Raw genomic sequence first — 22,279 nt, 5'->3', positions numbered from 1 at the left:
TTTAGATGTCGCTCCCCCCGGCGTGAGCCAAGCGAATAAAATCATTTATGCCAAGCTTTTCACCGCGAATAGCAGGATCAATTCCTGCACGTCTGAGAGCATTTTCGGCCTGGGCTGCCGATCCATAGAATCCTGATAATGCCGCGCGCATGGTTTTGCGGCGCTGGAGGAAAGCAGCATCAATAAGTGGAAATGCCTGCTGCCTCAGAGAAAGATCATAGGGACGAGTGCAATCGATACGAACCAAGCCGGAATCTATTTTCGGTGCGGGCCAAAAGACGGTTTTACCGATGGAGCCGGCTCTTTTTACATCTCCATAAAAGGCAGCTTTGACGCTCGGGACACCGTAAACCTTACTGCCGGGTTTTGCCGCTAGCCTATCGGCAACTTCTGCTTGCACCATCACCAAAACTCGTTGGATTGAAGGAAAAGTTTTGAGCATATGCAAGATTACTGGCACCGAAACATTATATGGAAGGTTAGCAACCAGAGCCGTGGGGTTCGAGAGATCAGTCGAACTTATCCGCAACGCATCCGCTCCCATCAAGGAAAAACGAGAGGCGAAATCTGGGGCGTAATCAGCTATCGTCTGCGGTAATTGACGAGCCAAGTTTTGATCAATCTCGATAGCTGTCAGATGCTGCGCCTGGTCGATTAAGCCGAGGGTCAAAGAGCCTAGGCCGGGCCCCACTTCGACGACGTGCTCTGAAACACCTTCGTCATTGAGTCCAGCTGCATGAACGATCATGCGCACTGTATTGGGGTCGAGAAGAAAATTTTGACCCAGCTTTTTTGTCGGGCTCACCCCCAGATGGTCCGCCAGCTGACGAATTTCCTGGGGGCCTAGAAGTCGAGGCGGTTCGAGGGTCTCCATAGCAGATAAATGTACCCTTTTAGAGAATATTTCTCTAAAAGGGTACCGCCCTTATTTCTTCCACGCAGGGTTGTGATCAAAGGCGAAGCGGTAATAGTCCGCATGCTCGAGAAGTGATGCCGCCTCTTCGTCAACGATCACGGTAGCGTGATTGTGCAATTGCAGTACTGAGGCCGGGCATACGGATGCGAGCGGTCCTTCTACAAAATCTCGTACTGCCTGAGCCTTATTGGTCCCCGTGGCAAGTAACAGCAGATGTCGGGCTTCGGAGATAGTGCCCAGTCCTTGGGTGAGAACATGGATAGGAACCTCATCCTCGGATTCAAAGAAGCGAGCGTTATCCTTGATCGTTTGCGGATGCAAAGTTTTCAGACGAGTGCGAGAACGCAGGGAGGAACCTGGCTCGTTGAACCCAATATGTCCATCGGTTCCAATTCCAAGAAGCTGAATATCTACGCCACCGGCCTCTTTGATAGCGGCATCGTAGGCTTTCCCAGCCTCAGTGACATCTGGGGCTGTCCCATCGGGACTCTTCACCGCGGTGTCATCGATATCTATATGGGAGGTAAATTCGTTCCGAATGGTGGCATAGTAGCTCTGCTCATGTGTGCGAGGTAGTCCCACATATTCATCGAGGAGGAAGGCTCGGCATTGCGCGAAGCTTAACCCTTCTTCGCGATGACGACGGATGAGCTCACGATACATCGCCAGCGGGGTGGAACCAGTCGCTAGTCCCAACGTTGCCCCTTCGGTGGCATAGCCTTCGTAGACATCGGCTGCGCGCAGTGCCACTTGGTGGGCATCAGGCATAATGATAATTTCCATAATTACTAACTCCTTTTTTTAGTATGACAATTCTTTACCCAAGCGATAAACGCTCTGGATTGATAGATCCTCATCCATAATCACGAAATTGGCATCGCGGCCCATCTCTAGCTCGCCCGAGTTAAGCTGCAATAATGCAGCAGCATTCTGAGACACGAGGGGAACCATGTCGTCTAAGGTCCACCCTTTGGCGGTGTGCCGACGCAGTTGTTGGTGGATGGTGGACGTACCCCCGGCGATCGCTCCGCCGTGGGTGAGACGAGCGACTCCGTCGCTGACTGTCACCGGGAGTGCTCCTAGCACGTAGTCTCCGTCGCCCAAGCCAGCGGCAGCCATAGCATCGGTTATGAACATAGTATTATGAGGCGAACCATTGCGCACCATATTGACTATATGGTCATTAAGGTGAACACCATCGGCAACGACCTCTACTGTCACCAGGCCCTGCTCAGCGGCGTCGATAAGCGCGGTTGCTGCTCCTGGTTCACGGTGATGGATAGCTGGCATAGCGTTAAAAAGGTGCGTCGCAGTCACAGTCGCCCGCTTGCTGAGGGCATAATCAACAATCTCCCAAGTGGTATCGGCATCAGCGTTCGTATGCCCGAGGGAGACAATGATATTGTGGGCAACACACACATCGACAAGTTCCTTAGCATGAGCAGTTTCTGGGGCGAAGGTGACAGAGCGCATGGTGCCCTCGCTGCTGCTAGCAATCCGATTAAACATCTCTGGATCTCCGGGCATAATGGCATCAGGATCCTGAGCGCCACATTTACCTGGATTGACGAAGGGGCCCTCCATATGAATTCCGGCTATTTCACCCTCGTGAGTTAGTTGCGCAAGAATTTTTGTTTGCTCGGTCAGGATCTCCTCAGTTGCAGAAACTAGAGAGGCGAGCATCGACGTAGTGCCGTGCATAGCGTGGTAGCGTGCAGCTTTGCGACACCCAGCAAGGTCGGAGTTAGGGAAAGACTCCCCTGCCCCGCCGTGGTTATGGATATCAGTAAAGCCAGGGAAGAGAATGGGCAGCGAATCTGGATCCTCGTCGAGAACCCTCAGAGCCGAGATTGCACCGTCCGTTACCTCCATCTCCATGGGGGTGATTCCCTCACGATTAACGACACGTCCGCGGAAAATATCAGCCATTACGTATTGTCCTTTGTTCGAGCAAGATATGCGGCGCCCACGAGTGGTGCGTTAGTACCGAGAGTCGCCTGAATGCACGGAATATCCTTAAGAGAAGAAATGAGACCTGAACGCAGACCTTTTTCGAAGGGCGCGAGGGTTTCCGGCAAGGTTCCTACTCCACCACCGAGAACTACGGCGTCGACATCATAAGAGTTGATAAAACCGGCAATCGCCTGCCCCACGCACTCCTGGCTTTTATCGATAAGTGCGCGCGCCTCCTTGACCCCTGCTCGGTAGTCCTGCATTACCGGGTGCAAAGAATCGGTGCCATAGGCTTGAGACATCGCTGGACCTGAACCAACGTGTTCAATCGGAGCGCAGCCTCCCTGTGGAGTGGGTCCTAGGAGATAAGCGATTTCTCCCCGATTGAAGTGGGGGGAATCAATCAATTCGCCCCGACTAATCAGAGCTCCCCCGATGCCAGTGCCAATGGAGACAAAGAGAACTTCTTTGTCTGCACCGATGCCATAGACGGCTTCTCCCAATCCCATGACGCGCACGTCGTTATGAAGAGCGATGGGAAGCTGAAACTTTTCGGTGATACGTTCAGTAAGTTCGGTTCCGACCCAGCCTGGCATGGTGGGGCCCGCATATAGAATGCGGCCGTTCCCTACCACGCCTGGGGCTCCGATTCCGATGCGCTTTGGCTCCAGACCAGCTTCTTTGGCCAGCTCTCGGCTTTCTTGAATGGCGGCTATTACTTCGCGTAAGACTACCTGGCCACCCTCTTGAGCCAAGGTTGGACGAACGCTGCGAAATAGCACTTCTTTAGGCTTGTCATCGAGGACAATTCCCGTGGCAATTTTGGTGCCACCGATATCGACGGCAATGCTGACCATACTTTATCCTTAATTGAGTTTCGCCACTGCTTCTCGCAGCGGAATATAGTGATGGTGGACTGCAGTTTTGAAGGCCTCAACATCACGGGCGGCAACGGCTTTGACCATGACGGCATGCGATTCAATGGTGCGTGCGTAGTCCGAAGAGATATCAAGGCTGAGCATGGGCACCGTTCGGTCGTGAATCTGCCAAAGGGCGTCGGAAAGCTCCCGCATAAGTTTATTAGATGTTGGTGCTAGTAGCTGCCGATGAAACAGACGGTCCTCGCGGGTAAAATGGCCGCGGTTTTCGTAGCTCGAACGCATTTGTTCAACCGTGATGAGCATATCCTCGATACTTGCGGAAGTATGCTTGTCAATTAGTTCTGCGGCCAGTGCTGATTCGATAGCCTCCCGCGTAGCAACTACCTCGAGGAGATTTTCCCCAGCGTTACGGGGATCGAGAGTCAAACGCAGAACCATCCCACGTACCAGCGGACTCATGCTCATTTTCGAAATAAAAGTACCCTGGCCACGACGGATGTGGACGATATCGAGTGACTGCAATGTTCGCATAGCCTCGCGGACGGAGCTGCGCGAGCACTCTAGCTCGTCACACAGGGTAGTCTCGGAGGGCAATGCATCCCCCTCACGAAGTCCGTGGGTTCGGATATATTTTTCTATTCCGGCTACTGCCTGCTGGGTAGTACTCACAGCCATGAGAATATATCCTTTCTGCCACGGTATAAGGGGGATGGGGATCCCATCAATTAGTATTCGATAGCCTGACTAAACCACGAGGTAATCGAGGTGGGATGAGTAATGGCGGTGCCCACACAGGCAGCATGGATCGGGCGAGTAAATACTTCTTTGAGCTGACTTATGGTGTGGATGCGGCCTTCGACGATGATGGGTCGAGTGATGTGCTCACATGCAGCGTCGATAAGCTCGAAATCTGGTCCCGCGGTTTTTTCTCGATCACCGGTATATCCGGCGAGCGTCGTACCTATGAGATCAGCTCCAGCTTCCTCAGCCCGCAGGGCGTCATCGAGGCTACCGCAGTCAGCCATGATGGCGACTCCAGGGAATTCTTCGTGGATACTACGCACAGCATCGGCGAAAGACTCCCCTCCTAACCGGGGCCGATTGGTGGCATCAATAGCCACAATCGAAGCCCCGGCTAAGGCGCACGCACGAGCGTGAGCAGTAGAAGGGGTGATATACACTCCATCATGTCCGTACTTAATCAAGCCGATCACTGGGACTTCAACTGCCTGGCGCGCAGCTGAGATGTCGACGACACCCTGGACGCGAACCGCAACCGCTCCACCTGCAACTACTGCTTGACACATTCTGGCAGTGACTTCAGGAGTTCGCAGTGCCTCGCCTGGATAGGCTTGGCAGCTCACAATGAGCCCCTTTGTTTGCTCAATGATGCTGGTGATATCCGTGCTCATTATCGTTTAACCTTCTTCTAGAGAACGCCGTGAGCCTTGAGCAGTTCACCAATTCCTTGAACCACTTCCGCACTTTGAGTACGCACAGGAGCTGGCATCGTATTGCTGGTGAAAACGCCTTGGAGCATCAGAGAGGACTTGAAAGAACCTACGCCGGCGCCGTAGCCGTGCAGGTCTTGGGGTACGAAAACAATGCGCATCAGATCCGCAAGTCGATCCTGTTCGGCGCGTACGGTCTCCCAGTCGCCATTTTGGTAGGCGTTCCACTGGCGCACATAAGCTGCTGGATCAACGTTGCCCAGACCTGGAACTGCACCATCAGCCCCGGACAAATAAGCTCCGTCTACGACAACTTCGTGGCCGGTGAGGATGGTCAGAGGGTGGCCAGCGCGTTCGTTATCTTGGACCAAGAAGCGGAATGATACGTCGTCACCTGAGGAATCCTTAACACCAGCGAGAACACCTTCTTGTCCAAGACGTACGAGCAAGGTGTGCGGTAGTTTCGTGTGAACACACACTGGAATATCGTAGGCGAAAAGTGGCAACTCGCAGGCTTCGTGAATGAGGCGGAAGTGACGCTCAATCTCTTCGAGGCCCTGGAGTGCGTAGAAGGGGGCGGTAGCCACAATCGCATCGGCGCCGAGTTCCTGGGCGACCTTGGCATGTTCGATAACACGGTTGGTCTCTGTATCGATGCAGCCCACCAGCACAGGCACCCTGCCCGCGTTGAATTCAACTGCAGCAGCAATGATTTCCCGGCGCCGCGCGTCAGTGGAGAAAACGACTTCGCCTGAGGAACCGAGGACGAAAAGACCATGGCATCCTGCATCAATGAGTCTATCAATTAGACGTTTGAAGCTCTCGCGGTCGAAGGATCCATCTTCGAGTAGTGGGGTAACGAGCGGAGGGATGATGCCATGAAATTTCTTATTCATGATGATGTTAAGGACCTTTCCGAAAAGGAGAAAAAGATGAAGTATCCTCCAGTGCCCCGGAGGAGGAGGTTACGACCTCCGGGGCACACCGAGGGTGAAACTAGTAGAGCTTTTGCGATTCCTGCACCAATGAAGGAACTGCGGAGAGCAGCATCTTGGTGTAGTCATCATGGGCGTTGTTGAAGATATCGGTCGTCGACTGTTCTTCGACTACCGAACCCTTATACATCACCGCGATGCGATCAGAAATAAAGCGGACAGTATTGATGTCGTGGGAGATGAAAACCAAACCAAGTCCGAGGCGTTCCTTCAGATCTACGAGAAGGTTAAGTACCTGTGCACGCACCGAGACATCGAGGGCGGAGGTCGGTTCATCGGCGATGATGACATCAGGTTCTAGAACCAGGGCGCGAGCAATAGCCACGCGCTGGCGCTGGCCACCTGAGATCTGGCGAGGTAACACGTCGAGGGCCGACTGAGGTAGACCCACTAGATCGAGGAGCTCCTTGACGTGGGCAACGCGCGACTCCGGAGTGCCAATGCCGTGGACCTTCATAGGATCAGTTAACGCATCGCGGATGATCATACGAGGGTTGAGGGCGGTTGCGGGATCTTGAAAGACCACCGAAACAGCACGTCCAATTTCCTTGCGCCCTGAAGCATTGAAGTGCGCCGGTTTGCCACGGAAGAGAACCTCTCCCCCGGTAGGCTTCTGCAAGCCCACCATGACACGCGCTGTAGTTGACTTACCGCACCCTGATTCACCCACAATGCCTAGGGTTTTACCCTTAAACACCTTCATGGACACATCATTGACGGCATGAACCTTATCCGGCCGGAAGAGTTTACCAGTACGTGAGGTGTGAACCACGTGGACATTTTTCAGCTCAATAACAGGGACGTCCTGTGGAGAAGTCATGTCAGTGCTCCTTAACTCTTAGCAATCGGACGGTTGTGAGCGTCGAGGTATTCTGGAAGCTCCGCATACCAATGCTCGGGACCAACCTCAACGGGGACGGTACGGGTGTCGATACCCACAGTCGGGTGCGAGGAACGCGGAGCGAAACGATCGCCCGTAACAAATTCGCGAGGCGAAGGCACTGTGCCGGGTACCTGGTGGAGCCTTTCGGCTCCGGATTCGATCGAAAGCACAGCCCCCAGCAGACCCTTGGTGTATTCGTGGGTTGGGCTGGTCATAAGCTCGGCAGTTGGTGCCTGCTCGACGATCTGACCTGCGTACATAACGGTGACGCGATGCGAGACCGAGGCCACAAGGGCGAGGTCGTGCGATACGAAGACCATGGCGAATCCAAGCTTTTGTTGCAGATCGTGGAGCAGGTCAATGACCTGCTTTTGAACCGTCACGTCCAACGCGGTTGTCGGCTCGTCTGCGATGACCAATTTAGGATCGCGAGTGAGCGCCATAGCAATGAGCACACGCTGACGCTGTCCACCGGAGAGCTCATGGGGATAAGACTTCAAGGTGCGGTCAGGATCGAGGCCCACCAATTCAAGAAGGTCTTCAGCGGTTCGCGTTCCGCCGCGCGAGGTCAGTTGCTTCATCTGTGAGGAGATAAGCATCGAGGGGTTGAGGGAGCTCAGAGCATCTTGGTAGATCATGGCAATTTCATGGCCACGCAAGGAGTTGTGCTCCTTGGGATCCATACCGACTAGCTCGTGTCCGTCGAAAAGGATTGAACCAGTAATTTCTGCGGTATCAGGGAGCAGACCCATCACCGCCATAGACGAGATGGACTTGCCGCATCCGGACTCACCCACTAGACCCATAGTTTCACTCGGGCGAACGGAGAAGGAGACATTATCCACAATAGCCACATCACCGTGGGCTGCTGGGAACTTGATGGTGAGGTTCTTGACCTCGAGTAGTGGAGGTTGCGCGCTTTTCTCTGGGCTTAAGATGAGGCGATCATCGCGGGAGATTTCAGAAATGCGCAGCGCATCCAAGCGCTCGCCAAGAGATTCCTTCTGGCGAACATACTCGCTGACGATATACTCATTACGCTTTTCGACTTCATCCTCAGTTGCCCCGATGAACTTGGCATTACCGCGAGCTCGAGGTGCTGCTAACGCATCAGTGAGACCCTCGGAAAGTACATTCAGAGACAAGGTGGTGATCAAGATCATCAGACCTGGGAAGAATGTGGGCCACCAGAATCCTGAAGTCAAAAGTTGCTTACCGTCGGCCAGGATATTACCCCACGATGGAGCAGGTGGCTGAACTCCAGCTTGGATAAATGATAGCGAGGCTTCGAGTACGATCGCATCGGCTACCAGCACCGTCGCGAACACCATAATGGGAGCGATGCAGTTACGGGCAACGTGTTTAAACAGAATCCAGGACGTGCGAGCACCCATGACCTTGGTAGCGGAAACATAATCTTCACCAAACTGTGAGAGTACGTTGGCACGAACGATACGGGAGAGCTGCGGCACATACAGGAAGCCAATGGAAAAGACGATCACGCCGATTGTCTTACCGAGGGAGGCTACGAAAACAGCAACCAAAGCGATGCCGGGGAAGGACATGATGATGTCCAAAATACGCATGAGGATCTCGGAAACTACCTTGCCAGCTGTTGCTGCGATGGAGCCGAGGACCGCGGCGAAGACTAGTGCCATTGCGGTAGATAGGAGGCCAATGGCGAGGGAGTAGCGAGCGCCATAGGCTACACGAGCGAAGACGTCGCGGCCGGAGGCGTCGGTTCCAAACCAGAAGGTGGAATCTGGCGGAACGACTGGGACTAGTGCGCTATTAGCTTGTTCATCGCCAACCACCGAAGGATCGAAGGGAAGCGAGGTGGTGAGAGGATCAAATTTGGTGATCAACGGCGCGAAAATAGCCATGAGAATCACAAGGCCGAGCATACCAACGGCGATTTGCGAGCCTACGGGCAAGCTGGATTTTTTGAATCGCAATCCAGGCGTGCTGAGCTTTTGGGTCATCTTCTTGCGTATCATTAGACGCTCCTAATGCGCGGGTTGACCATCACGTAGAGAAGGTCAACGATGATATTGATGAGGATAAAGGCAATAGACACAGTCAAGGTCACGCCCTGGACAAGGTAGACGTCGTTACGGGTAACGCCGTCGAGGATGAGCTGACCCATCGCCTGAATATTAAAGATGATCTCGATGATCACCGCGCCACCCATGAGGTAGCCAACACGCAGACCCAAAACTGTAATTGGGGTGATCAATGCATTACGCAAGACGTTACGGCCGATGACAACAGACTTTGGAATGCCGGCTCCGATAGCGGTACGGACATAATCCCTATCGAGCTCTTCAACCATGGCAGTACGCACCACACGGGTCAAGGAACCTGCAACAGGAACAGCCAAAGCGAAGGCGGGCAGGAAGATATTGTTGATATAGCGACCAGGATCTTCAGTAAATGGGACCCACTCTGAGATCAACGCTGGGAACCAACCAGTTCCTGAAGGCACGGTACCGAAGGCCTGAATGAGCAAGATTGCCAGCCAGAACGAAGGAGTTGCCAATGCTGCGATAGAGAGGATACGGATGAGCTGATCAGGCCAGCTATCACGGTACAGGGCAGCGATAACGCCCAAGCTGAAGGAGATGATGACAGCAATGAAAAGGCCGATGAACGTTAATTGCAACGTAATTGGGAAAGCATAAGCGACGAGGTCGGTTACCGAGGTATTACCCTTGGAGGTTCCAAGATCTAGCCGCAAAAGTCCAAGAAGGAATTGTCCGTAGCGAACGAACAAGGGAAGGTTGAGACCGTTTTGCTCACGATAGGCCTCGAGGGCTTCTTCGGAAGCTGCTTCGCCAAGGGCTAGGCGCGCAGGGTCGGAGGGTGAGAAAGACATGACGAAGAAGACCAAAAAGGTAACGCCCAAAATCATGATGGGCAGCGCAACTAGCCTTCGTCCGATCAGTCGGATGAGATTCGACACAGTGGGACTGCTCCTTTCGTAAGAAATGAAGCTTAAGTAGTTTTTGTGGGGACAGGTATTTCAGTATTTAAGGAAGCTGCGTGCTTGCGATGACTGGGCAGTTTCCCCAAGATTTATGCGGGCACGACAAATAACGATGCCAGTGCGCATCACGGTTAAAGTTTGATTGTGCTCAATAATTTTTGGCCGAACACGAGCCAATTTCGACTAAGGGGCGGGTATTGGCAGGAGCCAAGCCCGCCCCGTTGTCGCTTATCTTCTACAAGATATTACTTCAGTCCCACATCGACGAAGGAGAGACCGGTGAGCGAGATCGGCTCGAAACCATCAAGTGCATCGTCGTTCCAAGCGGATGGGCTCTTGCGGTGGAAGAGCGGATACAGAGGTACCTCTTCGGAGAGGAGATCGAAGGTCTGGTGCCACAGATCCATTTGCTCGTCACCGGAAGACTGGGATGCCTTCTCAAGCAGCTCTTGAACCTTGTTGTAGGAGTCGGTGCCCTTCCAGTGCATACGACCATCGGTCCAGGTGTCACCTGCGTACCACCAGCGCATAAGAAGGTCGGCGTCAGCACCGAAGACGGAAGGATCACCAGGGGCGATCACAATATCCCACGTGTCATCAGATGCGATTTGGGTATAGAGATCCGAAGACTTCAACTCGGTGAACTCTACGCTTATACCAGCAGCCTCAAGCGATTCCTTGATGATTGGGGTGCAGCCCTTGACCCAGTCATGGTTGGTTACCAGCATCCGGACAGACTTCAGGCCAGTCTCGGCGAAGTGCTCGGTAGCCTTGGCAGCATCGAGGCTGTACACCATCGAAGCTTCCTTGTAGGCTGCGTGGTTTTCCTGGACGAAAGACTTAGCCGGCGACGCTTGGTTGGCCATGCCTGTCTGAATAACCTTGTCGATATCGATGGCATAAAGCACACCACGACGATTCTTGAGGTCCTTCATGGCAGAATTTTCACCATTGTTGAACATGATGAACAGCAAGCCGAAACCTTGAACAGACTCGACACTCGACGAGGCCTGAACCTGGGTGAGTGAGAGGTAGGGAACCGAATCGATAGCCATAACCGACTTGGATTCCATAGCGTTGGTACGAGTTGCTGCGTCTGGAAGAATCTTCCATGTCATCTTGGCAGCCTTGGCTGGCTTAGGACCGGTGTAATCCTCGAACTTTGTAAAGACAACCTGCGAAGATGCAGCACCGTTGTCGGTCATCTTCCACGGGCCGGTTCCTACAGGGTTAGCATCGAATGCTGCACTATCAGCCTCTACGCTTGCCTTCGGTACGATCTTCACTACCGATAGACGTTCCTTCACAAGGGTGAAGGGGTACTTCATCGTAAACATCACGGTGGTGGCGTCTTTAGCCTCGACCTTCTCAATGAATGGGATGAAGGATGCGTAGAGCGAATTATTTGACTCGTCCAATACGCGCTCGAAGGAGAACACGACATCCTCCGTGGTGACTGGCTCCCCATTGTGGAAAACTGCACCGTCGCGCAAAGTCACTTCAGCGGACTTTCCGTCCTCGCTTACTTTGGGGTCACCGTCAGCGAGCGCTGCGTAAACAGTGCGGTCTGGGGTGGGAGTGATCTCGTATAGACCCTCCAGGGTATGCCAGTTCGCAGCAATCGTTAGTGCTGACGTTGTGGTCATTGGGTCATAGCCGTTGGTGCCCAGCTCATAGGAGATACCAGCGGTAATCTCATCTTTGCTCATAGCACCGCCGGATCCGGATCCGGATCCACTAGTGTTCCCATCTGACTTATCGTCAGAGCCACAGGCGCTAACGGTGGTAGCAATACCAGCGGCAGCGGCCATAACGCCTGCTGCCTTTAAAAAACCACGACGGTTCATACCTTCAGCGGTATTTGTCATGTTTCAACCTCCATTGAGTTGACTTGTCGGACGTCTGATGCCTCGACTTTGAGTGTACTAAACAATTACACCCATAACAACGGGCTACCGTCACTATTTCGCCTTAATGTAAGGTAGATAACATCTGACCGAGGCAAAAGCCGAGAATAGCGCCGTTATCTGCAGAAATCCTGACATAGGCAGTACAGAAAATCCACCCCCATCAACACCCCCTATTTTCGGCAGTAATGCCTGGGCAACCCGTCATATTCACCCAAAAGATTACTCATCACAAAAAAGGACCTCGCCACCTCACACAAATAAGGTGGCGAGACCCAGGTAATAAGAAGGAGAAGACTATCGCAAGCCCATTCTGGATGTGCACGCGGGCCACGCCCCCCAGCCCTGAACCGCCTGCACTTTTTGGGCTATCTCAATCTGTTGTTCTCGAGTTGCCAGATATGCCATGGGAGCATACTGCGCCCCGCCAAAACCCAGCCAGGTAGAATGAGCGAACTGCAGCCCTCCAGAGAACCCATTCCCGGTGTTTATAGACCAATTCCCTCCGGCTTCGCACTGTGCCAACTTATCCCACACCGATCCAGAACTGACCGCGGGCACGGAGATGACAGGCTTGGTTCCGCGTGCAATGGTTGCGGGAATTGCAGTATGGATAATCTCCTCAGATTGGATCTCTTGCGCGGTTTGCACCCCGTCGATGAGTGTAATAATTGAGCTCACCCGCTTGTGTCCAGGTGTACCGGGCTGGAGCACCTGTTCCACCCCCTTATCGAGGTGGGGATCCTCAAAATAGGCTGCAGGAGCGTCATATTCAATAACTTCTTCGACGTCCTGCTCTATCACACGGTTGATAACGATGTGGGTATTATGCGCTATCTGCTCTTTCAGATCTGGTGTCACGCGATCTAAAGCACTCAATGTTATACCTCGAGCTTTGAGCACATCAGCCACAGTAGGTTCTGCAATGGAGATATATGAAGTCCGACCCCCATCGGACAGCGTGATTATTTTTGGTGTTACCACGTTGATTTCACGTGGCCCCTCCGCCAATCTGGTGTAAACAGGCTGACTTAAACCCAAAGCCCGGGCTGCACTGGACACTGAATCAATTTGTGAGACTAATTCCCCGACGGTATTTGCATTAGTTTTGACCGTTTCGCGCTTGCCATCGATAACCAGATCGACTTGTTTCGAGGTACGCACTGAGATTACTTGATTGTGTTGAATCTTCTGATCGGGGGCGGGAGCGACGATATCGTCAGCGTCGACGGTAATCCCCGCTTTCTCCAACGCGCCAGCCACATCACTAGCCGTTGTGAGTAACTCTACGTTCTCCCCGTCGAGGTTTATCACCACGTCTTTTGCTTGGGCTACCATCGCTCCGCCACTCATCAGACAAGCCGCGGCGGTGCCACCGGCTGCACAACGGATGGCGATACGACGCGATGATCCTGGAGTTAAATCCTTGCGATGATGTCCCATAATCCCTTTCTCAACGTTCTGCCACCCTGCGTGACGAGTTTCCAACCCCCTCAGTGAGATTCGAGGGTTTGATTACATTATGATAACAGAACCACAACTACAGGCGGTAGAACTGGGAAAACGCGTTTGCCCCATGCGTGTACAGTCGTCACACCCGCCACTCAAATTGTTCCCAAGGTTTCATCGAGTCCATAGGCGCGATGGAAATTTCGGTAGATTTGATAAGCACATTCTTCCAGCTCCATCCCGCGACTGTGCGCAATCACAGCCGCAGTATGGCCGATTAATGCCGGCTCATTTTTAACTCCGCGATAGGGCTCGGGCGTCATATACGGAGCATCAGTTTCCACCAAAATTTGATCCATCGGAGCCAGCGCAGCAGCCTGTCGTAGATGATCGTTGCGCTTGAAAGTCAGGTTGCCAGCGAAGCTCAATATATAGCCCCTGTCGATCGCCTCGAGCGCAACCTCCACGGGTGAAGAGAAGCAATGCAGGATAACTTCGCGTGGTCGAGGAGCATCCGCGAGAATTCGCAGTAAATCCGCATCAGCCTCGCGGTTATGTATCATGAGGGCCTTATTCGTTTTCACCGCCAAATCGATATGCCAGCGAAAGGCCTCTTCCTGAATATCTAGCGAAGCCGTCGACTCAGGAGCATGTGTAATCCAATAAGTATCAAGCCCTGTTTCTCCTACGGCGACACACCGCTCGTCCCCGGCCATACGAGTAAGCTGGTCGCGTGCCACCTCGTCGAGTTCACCTGCTCGTGTAGGATGTATCGCTACCGCAGCAAAAATACGAGGATTCACCTGCGCCGCCGTGAGAGCTAAGACGGCCTCGTCAAGGCCATCACCGACGGTACACAGTTTCTCCACCCCCGAGGCTAAGGCACGGTCGACTAAGGCTTTGATCTCACTGGTATTGCGAGCTCCACAACTAGCCAGGTGCGTGTGAGCATCGACAAGCAAAGGGATTCTAGGGTACGGTTGCGCGAGAGGGCGCGGCTTCTTCTTCCCCATGCTATTGCACCGGTGCCCAACTCGGGCCCTCCGTGGCGAGCTTAGGGTCTAATTTTGCAATCAGCGGGCGCGGCTTCGACAAGGGCGTACCGGCGACCATGTCGATGCGCTGCCAACAAGCCTGCTCGCTCGCATAATCCCCCATGATTACCGGATATGTAGAACTGGGGTCAGGTAAACCCACTCCGACCAGCTCAACCGGAATATCGTCGCTAACCTCAACGATCTCAGGCTGTGCTGCCCATATTCCCGAGCGTCCCAAAGTCTCGTGAACAGCTTGAGCGAGATGCGGCAAATATGGAGTGAGCATCACATTGATATCTGAAACCAGCTGCAAGGCTACCCACAAGACAGTGCCTAAGCGTTCACGCTGGGATTCATCTTTGGCAAGCTTCCACGGTTCCATCTCCGCAATATAAGCATTCGCCTCACCCACGATGTGCATAATATGAGAAATGCCTTGCTTAAATCGCGATTGGGCCAAATGTTCAGAAACTCGGTCGAAGGCTTCGGTAGCCGCCTGCAGAATGTCCATATCAGCCGGGAGAAGTTCACCACAGGGAGGAACCTCCCCGAAGTTCTTATGCGCCATAGAGACTGTACGGTTGATGAGATTGCCCCAGCCATTCGCCAACTCATTATTGATGCGTCGGACGAATTCATCCCAGGTAAAATCTGTGTCGTTGTTTTCCGGACCGGCGACCGCGATGAAATAACGCAAGGCATCCGGGCCAAATTCCCTGAGGAAATCCTTGACGTAGATGACAACGCCCTTCGACGAGGAGAACTTCGAGCCTGACATGGTCAGAAACTCCGATGAAACCACCTCGGTCGGTAAATTGAGGTGTCCATAGTGATGCTCCTGACCACCTTTGGCACCGGATCCTTGGTACCCCAAGAGCTCAGCAGGCCAGATCTGGGAGTGGAAGGTGATATTGTCCTTACCCATGAAGTAGTAGGAAAGAGCCTGTGGATTAGTCCACCACTTCTGCCAAGCGTCTTTATCGCCCGAGCGATAGGCCCACTCCAGGGATGCGGATAGGTAGCCTATAACAGCATCAAACCATACATACAATTTTTTTGTTGGCTTATTCTCCCAGCCCTCGACGGGAATTGGAACTCCCCAATCGATATCTCGACTCATGGCCCGCGGGCGCAAATCACCTAAGAGGTTGAGCGAGAATTTCAGCACATTAGGACGCCAATCCTTGCGACTATGAAGCCACTGCTCTAAAGACTCAGCAAGCGCCGGAAGATCAAGAAGGAAGTGCTCAGTCTCAATAAATTGAGGAACCTCACCGTTTATCTTCGATATCGGGTTGATGAGTTCCGCCGGATCTAGTTGATTGCCGCAGTTATCACACTGATCTCCACGGGCACCCTCCGAGTGGCAAATCGGACATTCACCCTCGATATACCGATCAGGCAAGGTGCGCCCTGTCGATGGCGACACCGCCCCGAAAGTTGTTTGTTTAATCATATAACCGTTGTCATACAGGCCCTTAAACAGTTCCTGTACCACCGCATAGTGGTTGCGGGTGGTTGTACGGGTAAAGAGATCATAACTTAGACCCAAACCGGTAAGATCCTCAACGATCTGACGATTATATCGATCAGCCAGCTCCTTGACATGGACGCCCTCCTTGTCAGCCTGCACTAATAGGGGAGTTCCGTGCTCATCGGTCCCCGACACCATCAGCACATTATTCCCTGCCATTCGTTGAAAACGAGCGAATACATCCGAGGGGACACCGAAACCCGCAACATGGCCAATATGTCGCGGACCGTTGGCATAGGGCCAAGCAACTGCTACCAGCAAATTATTCATGGTTTAGAACTTTATCACGAGCAACCAAAGCGCTCTCGAAGATATCATTCGCACGCAAAGAGTACGTGCGGGCCAGGTCCTTGCAGACCGATTTAAGCCGCTCCCCAGCCGCTGCCCTCTCTACAGCTTCGGCAATAATATCGTCAATATCGACATCCCTCGCCCCCAAATTTCCCTCGATCACGCAGGTGATCTCGCCACGTACCCCAGACTGTGCCCACTGCAGAACTTCAAGAAGACTCCCCCTCTTAACTTCCTCAAATGTTTTAGTCAATTCGCGCACCACGGCGACACGCCTCTGCGGACCTAAAACATCGAGAGCATCCGAGAGCGTATCGACAATTCGATGGGGCGATTCAAAGAAACACACGGCCCGTTCTTCGTTCTTCAGAGACTCTAACCACGACAGTCGGGCTCCTTTTTTTCGTGGCGCGAATCCATCAAAGGCGAATTTTCCCACATGCAGCCCGGATAAGGCTAAAGCTACGGGCACGGCAGATGGACCAGGGAAGCAAGTGATGGGAATACCCTGCTCATGAGCAGCCTCAACAAGAGGAAATCCAGGATCCGACACGATAGGCATTCCTGCATCGGTCACCACAACAACTCTTCCATCACGTGCCAGTTCAATGAGTGTAGCCACGCGCGAGCGTTCATTATGGTCGAAATTAGAGATGATCTTCCCCTTCACCTCAATTCCTAAAGCCTGCGCCAACGCCTTTGTACGGCGGGTATCTTCGGCGGCAATATAATCAGCCTCACTCAAAGCTTGGCGCAACCGCTCGGAAGCATCTCCGATATTGCCCAGTGGCGTCGCTGCGAGGATGAGCCCGCGTGGCAGAGGTGGTAGGTCGACGGTCATCTTCTTAATAACTCCTTAGAAGGCAGCGGCTTAACTAGCACCCCCTAATCTACCCTTATAGGACTATACAAAAGCGCCGCCAGTAAAAAACTGGCGGCGCTAGGTCAAGCTCTAGTGATCCTGCAACCTATGTGGCGACTGCTGATCGGAATCTCCTAAAGTTTCCGGGTGCTCACGTGAATTCTCAGATTCAATCTGATGAGACTCTGTGGTGCTCTCATCGGCCCCGTCAAGGCTCTCGTGTTCACGACGTTCTTCTTCAGCGATTTCCTCTTCGATCTCTTCCTCAACTTCAACGCGAATAGATTCCACGAATTCCTCGCGCTCTAGGTTCGACTCTTCAACATACCGATTTAACATACGCTGTTGTTTGGAGCTAAAGCGTAGGCGCGGATCGAGTTTACGCCGTAGCAATTCTCTGATGCGGTCGCGGCGTGTGGACTCCTCACGGATGGTAGTTAAGCTCTTTATCCATGCAAGGGTAATCACCGTAAAGAGTATCACTCCGATATAGCCCAGGATTGGGTATACCGTGGCAACCAATGTTTTAAAGCCTAGGAAGCTGGCACCAAATCCGATGAGGCAGGAAGCCACGAATACCAGGTAGAAACGCTGTGGAGATTTGGACGTTAGGCGCTTGGCAAAGGCGTAGAACATACCGACCGCAGTATTGAAGATCATGCCGATGATCACGATACTCATTAAAAGACCCAAGTTCGGATGAATGCCGTCGACAATGCGCAGCATAGGAACATCGTCTTGGGCCACCACATCAACGCTGCGGTAGAGTGCCAATGCGGTTAGTGTGAGCATGAGTCCAAAGACAATGCCACCGATGAGGCCGCCGATACCAGCAGCTTTTGGATCAGTATTATTTCCGCCGATGATGATTGCCATCGAGGCACCCACCATCAGATTCAGTCCTACGTAGTTCATGGAGGAAATAAACCAGTGCGGAGTAGCGGGCTCAATCAAGCGCACGCCAGCCTCAATAGCCTCTGGTGAGGAGGACGCATGGGTTAAGGCCCACACGGCCGCCAGCCCAATAAAGGCAACGATAAAGGGAGTTACGGCGCCGATAACGCCAGTGATCTTATCAACGTCGAGTAGACCTGCGATGAGCACCACAACCAGCAGTCCGATCGCGCCTACCCAAATTGGCCAACCAAATTGCTGATTCAAGTTGGAACCAGCGCCGGCAAACATAACCATACCGGTACAGAACAGGGTCACGAGGACACCTGCATCGAGCATTTTGCCAACGATGGGGTGAGAGATCCGATGGATCACGGCCCCGTGGTCGTCGGCTAGAAAATAGGAGCCGAGTTGGATGGCAGCCATGCCCGAGAGCATAACCACGACACTGGATATGACTGCCGCAAGGATGCCCATCGAGCCAAAGCCTACAAAGTACTGCAGCACTTCCTGGCCAGTAGCGAACCCAGCTCCTACGATGACGCCGATGAATGCTAGAGCTATCGACGCAACGCGCTTAAACATGTGGAGTTTTCTCTTTCTTGTGGTGCCTGTCGAGACGGCGCTTAGCCTTATTCTTCTCCCGTCGAACGTGCTCTAAGTGGATGCGTCGTTCGCGGGCCAACCGGGATTGGAAGCGCTGTTGCTCACGATAGTCGAGGTAAATCGCATCGTTGCGAAGATCCTTCAAGAGAGCAAACATGAGCATAACAATAACAAGGAGGAAAGGCGAAGCGGCGATGATAGTTAAATTCTGCAAGTTTGATAGCACATCCGCTCCACCGGTGACCAACATCGTCATACCGATGAGAGCTACAAGAACACCCCAACCCGCAGAGACGAAGCGATTAGCGTCACTCTTACCATTTTGACTCATTGACCCCATCACCGTCGAGGCAGAATCTGCCGAGGTAATAAAGAAGGTAGCAAGCAGGATGAGGGCGATAATGCCAACAATATGCCCACCTGGCATCGTGTGGAGCAGATCAAAGAGCTGGTATTCTGCTTTGCCTTCACCATAGATCGAGCGACCTTCTTGCTCGAGGTGAATAGCGGTCCCACCAAAGATAGCGAACCATACTACGGACACGGCAGATGGTACCAGTAGCACTCCCATAATGAACTCGCGCACCGTGCGTCCGCGCGAAATGCGAGCCAGGAACATGCCAACAAAAGGTGACCAGGAAATCCACCAAGCCCAATAGAAGATCGTCCAGCCACCCAACCACTCGCCGGCAGAACCATTAGCGGACTCAGCAGTACGACCGATCATTTGGAAGAAGTTGGACAGGTAGGCACCTAGGGCACCAGGAATGAGGTTGAGGATGGTTACGGTAGGTCCCACGACGAACACAAAGAGTGCAACGAGCGAGGCGAGGACCATATTAGCGTTGGAAATATACTGGATGCCCTTGCCCACGCCCGACATAGCGGACACTAAGAACGCTAGAGTGAGCACAGAGACGATACCAATAAGCGTGGACATCCGTGGTTCCTCGACGATTCCCGCAGCGGTGAGACCAGCACGGATCTGAGTCGCTCCAATACCAAGGGAGCACGCAGTACCGAAAATGGTGGCTATGATTGCGAGGATATCCACCACGCGCCCTGGCCATCCTCGCGCCCCTTTTTCACCAAATAATGGGATGAAGGATGCGCTTAGCAGCTGGCGTCGCCCTAAACGGAAGGTCGAATATGCAATAGCAAGGCCAAAAATTCCGTAGATAGCCCACGGGTGCAATGTCCAATGCAGGAGCGTGGTTGCCATAGCCTGAGCCACGTTATTCGGGGCATAATTTGGCACTCCGTTGAGGTAGTGAGTCAACGGTTCCGATGCACCGTAGAACATCAGACCGATTCCCATGCCGGCAGCAAACATCATGGCGATCCAGCTGGCGGTGGAGAATTCGGGGGCTTCATCATCGCGGCCCAGTTTTATGGAACCAAATTTACTGAGCGCCACAACAATAGCGAATACCAATATGACGGTGGTGCCCAAAATGAAGGCCCAACCGAAGGTATCGATGACATAGCCAAGGGCCGTGCCGGCAAAGCCTGAGAATGAATCCGGAAGAAGGAGACCCCAAGCCACGACGGCTAAAACCGCGACGACTGCTGGTATGGTGACCAGCCAATCTACCTTGGCATCCTCATCTTCACCCTGAAGAATAATCTCTTCCTCGTCACCGTAGGCCTGCTCCTCGATTGTCGATCTACTCGAGAGCATGGCAGCAAGCTCATGCGTTGCAGTAGGTGCTGCTGCATCCTCCTGCGCGGTCGTCAAAGCGACACCGCTAGCCTCTGCAGGCTGAGATTCATTAGATTTTTCCATAAAGCTACCGTGCTCCATATGCAGCGATAATGCAACAAAGGCGCCCAAAATTGACAGCTCCGGCGCTCCAAATTGATCAATGTAACCATTTCGTTACCAACGCTATGCGCAGGCACGATAATACAATGCCTGACCGAAGGTCACAATAGGGTAACGATTAGGGCCATCAGCCACGCTATCCAGCTCCGGCGAGTTTCTCAATATCTTTCCACTCGAGACCGCTCTACCTCTAATATTAAAACAGTGAACCTCGTCAAGAAGCCACCTAACCACGAATACCCACGCCATATCTGGACCCTCGGGGATACTCTCTCCACGATGGTCGTTTTCATCTGCGCGGCACTCTTGCGTTTCGTCAATCTCGGCTCCCTCAGCGACCAAGAAACCCCAGTATTTGACGAAAAGCATTATGTGCCCCAGGCCTGGGATATGGTGGAGACGTGGATGAACCCGATCCTTGGAGGCATCGAATCAAATCCGGGCTACGGCCTCGTTGTCCATCCACCATTAGGGAAACAGCTTATCGCCCTTGGCGAAATGCTCTACGGTTACACGCCCTTCGGGTGGCGGGCGGTGGGCGCGCTGCTCGGCGCACTGACGATCACCCTTATCATGGCTATAACTAGGCAGCTCACCCGCTCAACCGGCCTAGCGACTACAGCGGGAGTGATAGCGCTAAGCGACGGCTTCCTTCTGGTAATCAGTCGATTCGCTCTTCTTGACGTCTTTCAAACTTTTTTTATTACTGCGGCCTCGTGGGCTCTTATCAGAGATTGGCTGCAGGTATCTGCCCGCTATGAGGATCGCCACGAATCACTCTACGGGCCTCCCATCGGATTTCGCTGGTGGCGTTTTGCCTGTGGAGTTTTTCTCGGACTAGCGCTGTCCGTAAAATGGTCAGGTCTGTATTATATGGCTTTCTTTGGCATCCTCTCGGTTATTCTCGATTACCGAACTCGCGCCCGCTCCGGTACGTTATCACCGTTTGTAGGAACACTTATGCGTGATAGCTGGCGCGCTTTTACCCACCTGGTTATCCTCCCTGTTGCGCTCTATATCTGGAGCTGGCGAGCTTGGTTCGCTAGCGAGACGTCGATCTATCACCATGTTGCTAGCGACGGCACTTTAGGAGATGATTCTTTTATCAAGCTTCTCCCCGAGGGACTTGCAGGTTGGACTTATTATCACTCAGAAGTGCTGAAATTTCATGCCTCGCTAACCACCTCCGCCGGCCACCAGCACCCCTTTGAATCCAAGCCATGGGAATGGCTGGTCGGGATTAAGCCCATTCTCTACTTCTCACAAACGGATATTCCTTGCGGACCAACCGCGTGCCGCCGCATGCTCTACCTCTTTGGCACTCCCGCTCTGTGGTGGCTCGTCATACCGGTTATTATTGCCGCCTTGTGGCTTGTCCTGATCAAAAAGGATTGGGTACTTGTTATCCCCTTATGGACGTTTGCGGCTGGCTTCATTCCCTGGTTGATCGGTTACGACCGCCAGATGTACTTCTTCTACGCGGCTCCTCTGATCCCGATGGTTATTGTGATGCTCACCTACCTATTAGGGAAAATAATCCACAGGAGACCCCGAGGGGGAACGGTTATTGTTAGTATCTACCTCGGCATCCTTATTGCACAGTTCTTCTACTTCATGCCTCTCTTCTTTGGCTTCATTCTGCCCGATTCAGCCTATGACGCGCTAGCGTGGATCCCTGCGTGGCGATAGCAAAAATCGTAGAGCCAAAGCGGTTGAGGGTCTAAAGGTCGATACTGCAAACGCAAAAAGTTATCCACAACTTTTCGCGTTTTTTAGAGTAGATATTGTGCTCGCGATTCTTCCTGTTTA

Annotated in this window: 18 protein-coding genes; 1 reads left to right on the top strand and 17 read right to left on the bottom strand. The window is 53.0% G+C overall.

Going from position 1 to position 22,279, the window contains the following annotated elements; genetic code table 11:
* Window position 1 precedes the first annotated feature (1 nt).
* The 17 genes from rsmA to NXT00_RS04355 form a co-directional block, all read right to left on the bottom strand.
* On the bottom strand, window positions 2–874 hold the full coding sequence (gene rsmA, locus NXT00_RS04440) for a 16S rRNA (adenine(1518)-N(6)/adenine(1519)-N(6))-dimethyltransferase RsmA (protein ID WP_259158251.1): 873 nt from the start codon (window positions 872–874) through the stop codon (window positions 2–4).
* A gap of 51 nt (window positions 875–925) precedes the next feature.
* Window positions 926–1,699 (bottom strand): glucosamine-6-phosphate deaminase, encoded by a 774-nt coding sequence (nagB, locus tag NXT00_RS04435; RefSeq protein WP_259078299.1) that lies wholly within the window; start codon window positions 1,697–1,699, stop codon window positions 926–928.
* 18 nt (window positions 1,700–1,717) lie between these two features.
* Window positions 1,718–2,845, bottom strand: coding sequence for an N-acetylglucosamine-6-phosphate deacetylase (locus tag NXT00_RS04430; RefSeq protein WP_259158250.1), 1,128 nt, complete (start codon window positions 2,843–2,845; stop codon window positions 1,718–1,720).
* On the bottom strand, window positions 2,845–3,726 hold the full coding sequence (locus tag NXT00_RS04425; RefSeq protein ID WP_259158248.1) for an ROK family protein: 882 nt from the start codon (window positions 3,724–3,726) through the stop codon (window positions 2,845–2,847). Before NXT00_RS04425 ends, NXT00_RS04430 begins: the two co-directional genes overlap by 1 nt.
* A gap of 9 nt (window positions 3,727–3,735) precedes the next feature.
* Window positions 3,736–4,425 (bottom strand): FadR/GntR family transcriptional regulator, encoded by a 690-nt coding sequence (locus tag NXT00_RS04420; RefSeq protein ID WP_259158246.1) that lies wholly within the window; start codon window positions 4,423–4,425, stop codon window positions 3,736–3,738.
* A 50-nt stretch (window positions 4,426–4,475) separates the two neighbouring features.
* Entirely contained in the window at window positions 4,476–5,162 is a 687-nt protein-coding gene (locus NXT00_RS04415) for an N-acetylmannosamine-6-phosphate 2-epimerase (RefSeq protein ID WP_259158243.1), read from the bottom strand.
* A gap of 17 nt (window positions 5,163–5,179) precedes the next feature.
* Complete coding sequence (locus NXT00_RS04410; RefSeq protein ID WP_259078311.1) at window positions 5,180–6,097, bottom strand: dihydrodipicolinate synthase family protein; 918 nt, start codon at window positions 6,095–6,097, stop codon at window positions 5,180–5,182.
* 100 nt (window positions 6,098–6,197) lie between these two features.
* Window positions 6,198–7,016 (bottom strand): ABC transporter ATP-binding protein, encoded by an 819-nt coding sequence (locus NXT00_RS04405; RefSeq protein WP_259078313.1) that lies wholly within the window; start codon window positions 7,014–7,016, stop codon window positions 6,198–6,200.
* 11 nt (window positions 7,017–7,027) lie between these two features.
* Complete coding sequence (locus tag NXT00_RS04400; protein ID WP_259078452.1) at window positions 7,028–9,073, bottom strand: dipeptide/oligopeptide/nickel ABC transporter permease/ATP-binding protein; 2,046 nt, start codon at window positions 9,071–9,073, stop codon at window positions 7,028–7,030.
* 2 nt (window positions 9,074–9,075) lie between these two features.
* A complete protein-coding gene (locus NXT00_RS04395; protein ID WP_259078315.1) occupies window positions 9,076–10,041 on the bottom strand; it encodes an ABC transporter permease in 966 nt (321 codons plus the stop codon).
* Between the two features lie 269 nt (window positions 10,042–10,310).
* A complete protein-coding gene (locus NXT00_RS04390) occupies window positions 10,311–11,933 on the bottom strand; it encodes an ABC transporter substrate-binding protein (RefSeq protein WP_396124742.1) in 1,623 nt (540 codons plus the stop codon).
* 336 nt (window positions 11,934–12,269) lie between these two features.
* Window positions 12,270–13,415 (bottom strand): transglycosylase family protein, encoded by a 1,146-nt coding sequence (locus NXT00_RS04380; protein ID WP_310470326.1) that lies wholly within the window; start codon window positions 13,413–13,415, stop codon window positions 12,270–12,272.
* Window positions 13,416–13,576: 161 nt separating this feature from the next.
* On the bottom strand, window positions 13,577–14,434 hold the full coding sequence (locus NXT00_RS04375; protein ID WP_259078317.1) for a TatD family hydrolase: 858 nt from the start codon (window positions 14,432–14,434) through the stop codon (window positions 13,577–13,579).
* Between the two features lies 1 nt (window position 14,435).
* Window positions 14,436–16,262, bottom strand: a complete 1,827-nt coding sequence (gene metG, locus NXT00_RS04370; protein ID WP_259078319.1) for a methionine--tRNA ligase — start codon at window positions 16,260–16,262, stop codon at window positions 14,436–14,438.
* On the bottom strand, window positions 16,255–17,124 hold the full coding sequence (gene rsmI / locus NXT00_RS04365) for a 16S rRNA (cytidine(1402)-2'-O)-methyltransferase (RefSeq protein ID WP_259158242.1): 870 nt from the start codon (window positions 17,122–17,124) through the stop codon (window positions 16,255–16,257). Before rsmI ends, metG begins: the two co-directional genes overlap by 8 nt.
* A gap of 111 nt (window positions 17,125–17,235) precedes the next feature.
* A complete protein-coding gene (locus NXT00_RS04360; protein ID WP_259078323.1) occupies window positions 17,236–18,624 on the bottom strand; it encodes a hypothetical protein in 1,389 nt (462 codons plus the stop codon).
* Window positions 18,617–20,326 (bottom strand): BCCT family transporter, encoded by a 1,710-nt coding sequence (locus tag NXT00_RS04355; RefSeq protein WP_259158365.1) that lies wholly within the window; start codon window positions 20,324–20,326, stop codon window positions 18,617–18,619. Before NXT00_RS04355 ends, NXT00_RS04360 begins: the two co-directional genes overlap by 8 nt.
* A 282-nt stretch (window positions 20,327–20,608) precedes the next feature.
* Between NXT00_RS04355 and NXT00_RS04350 the strand changes: the two genes are divergently transcribed.
* Window positions 20,609–22,159 (top strand): dolichyl-phosphate-mannose--protein mannosyltransferase, encoded by a 1,551-nt coding sequence (locus NXT00_RS04350; RefSeq protein ID WP_396124931.1) that lies wholly within the window; start codon window positions 20,609–20,611, stop codon window positions 22,157–22,159.
* The last annotated feature ends 120 nt before the right edge of the window (window positions 22,160–22,279 follow it).

The organism is Corynebacterium sp. ES2715-CONJ3 (genome assembly GCF_024814365.1).
GTDB lineage: Bacteria > Actinomycetota > Actinomycetes > Mycobacteriales > Mycobacteriaceae > Corynebacterium.
The sequence above is the reverse complement of the archived record's forward strand: the minus strand, read 5'-3'. Positions and strand labels throughout refer to the sequence as shown.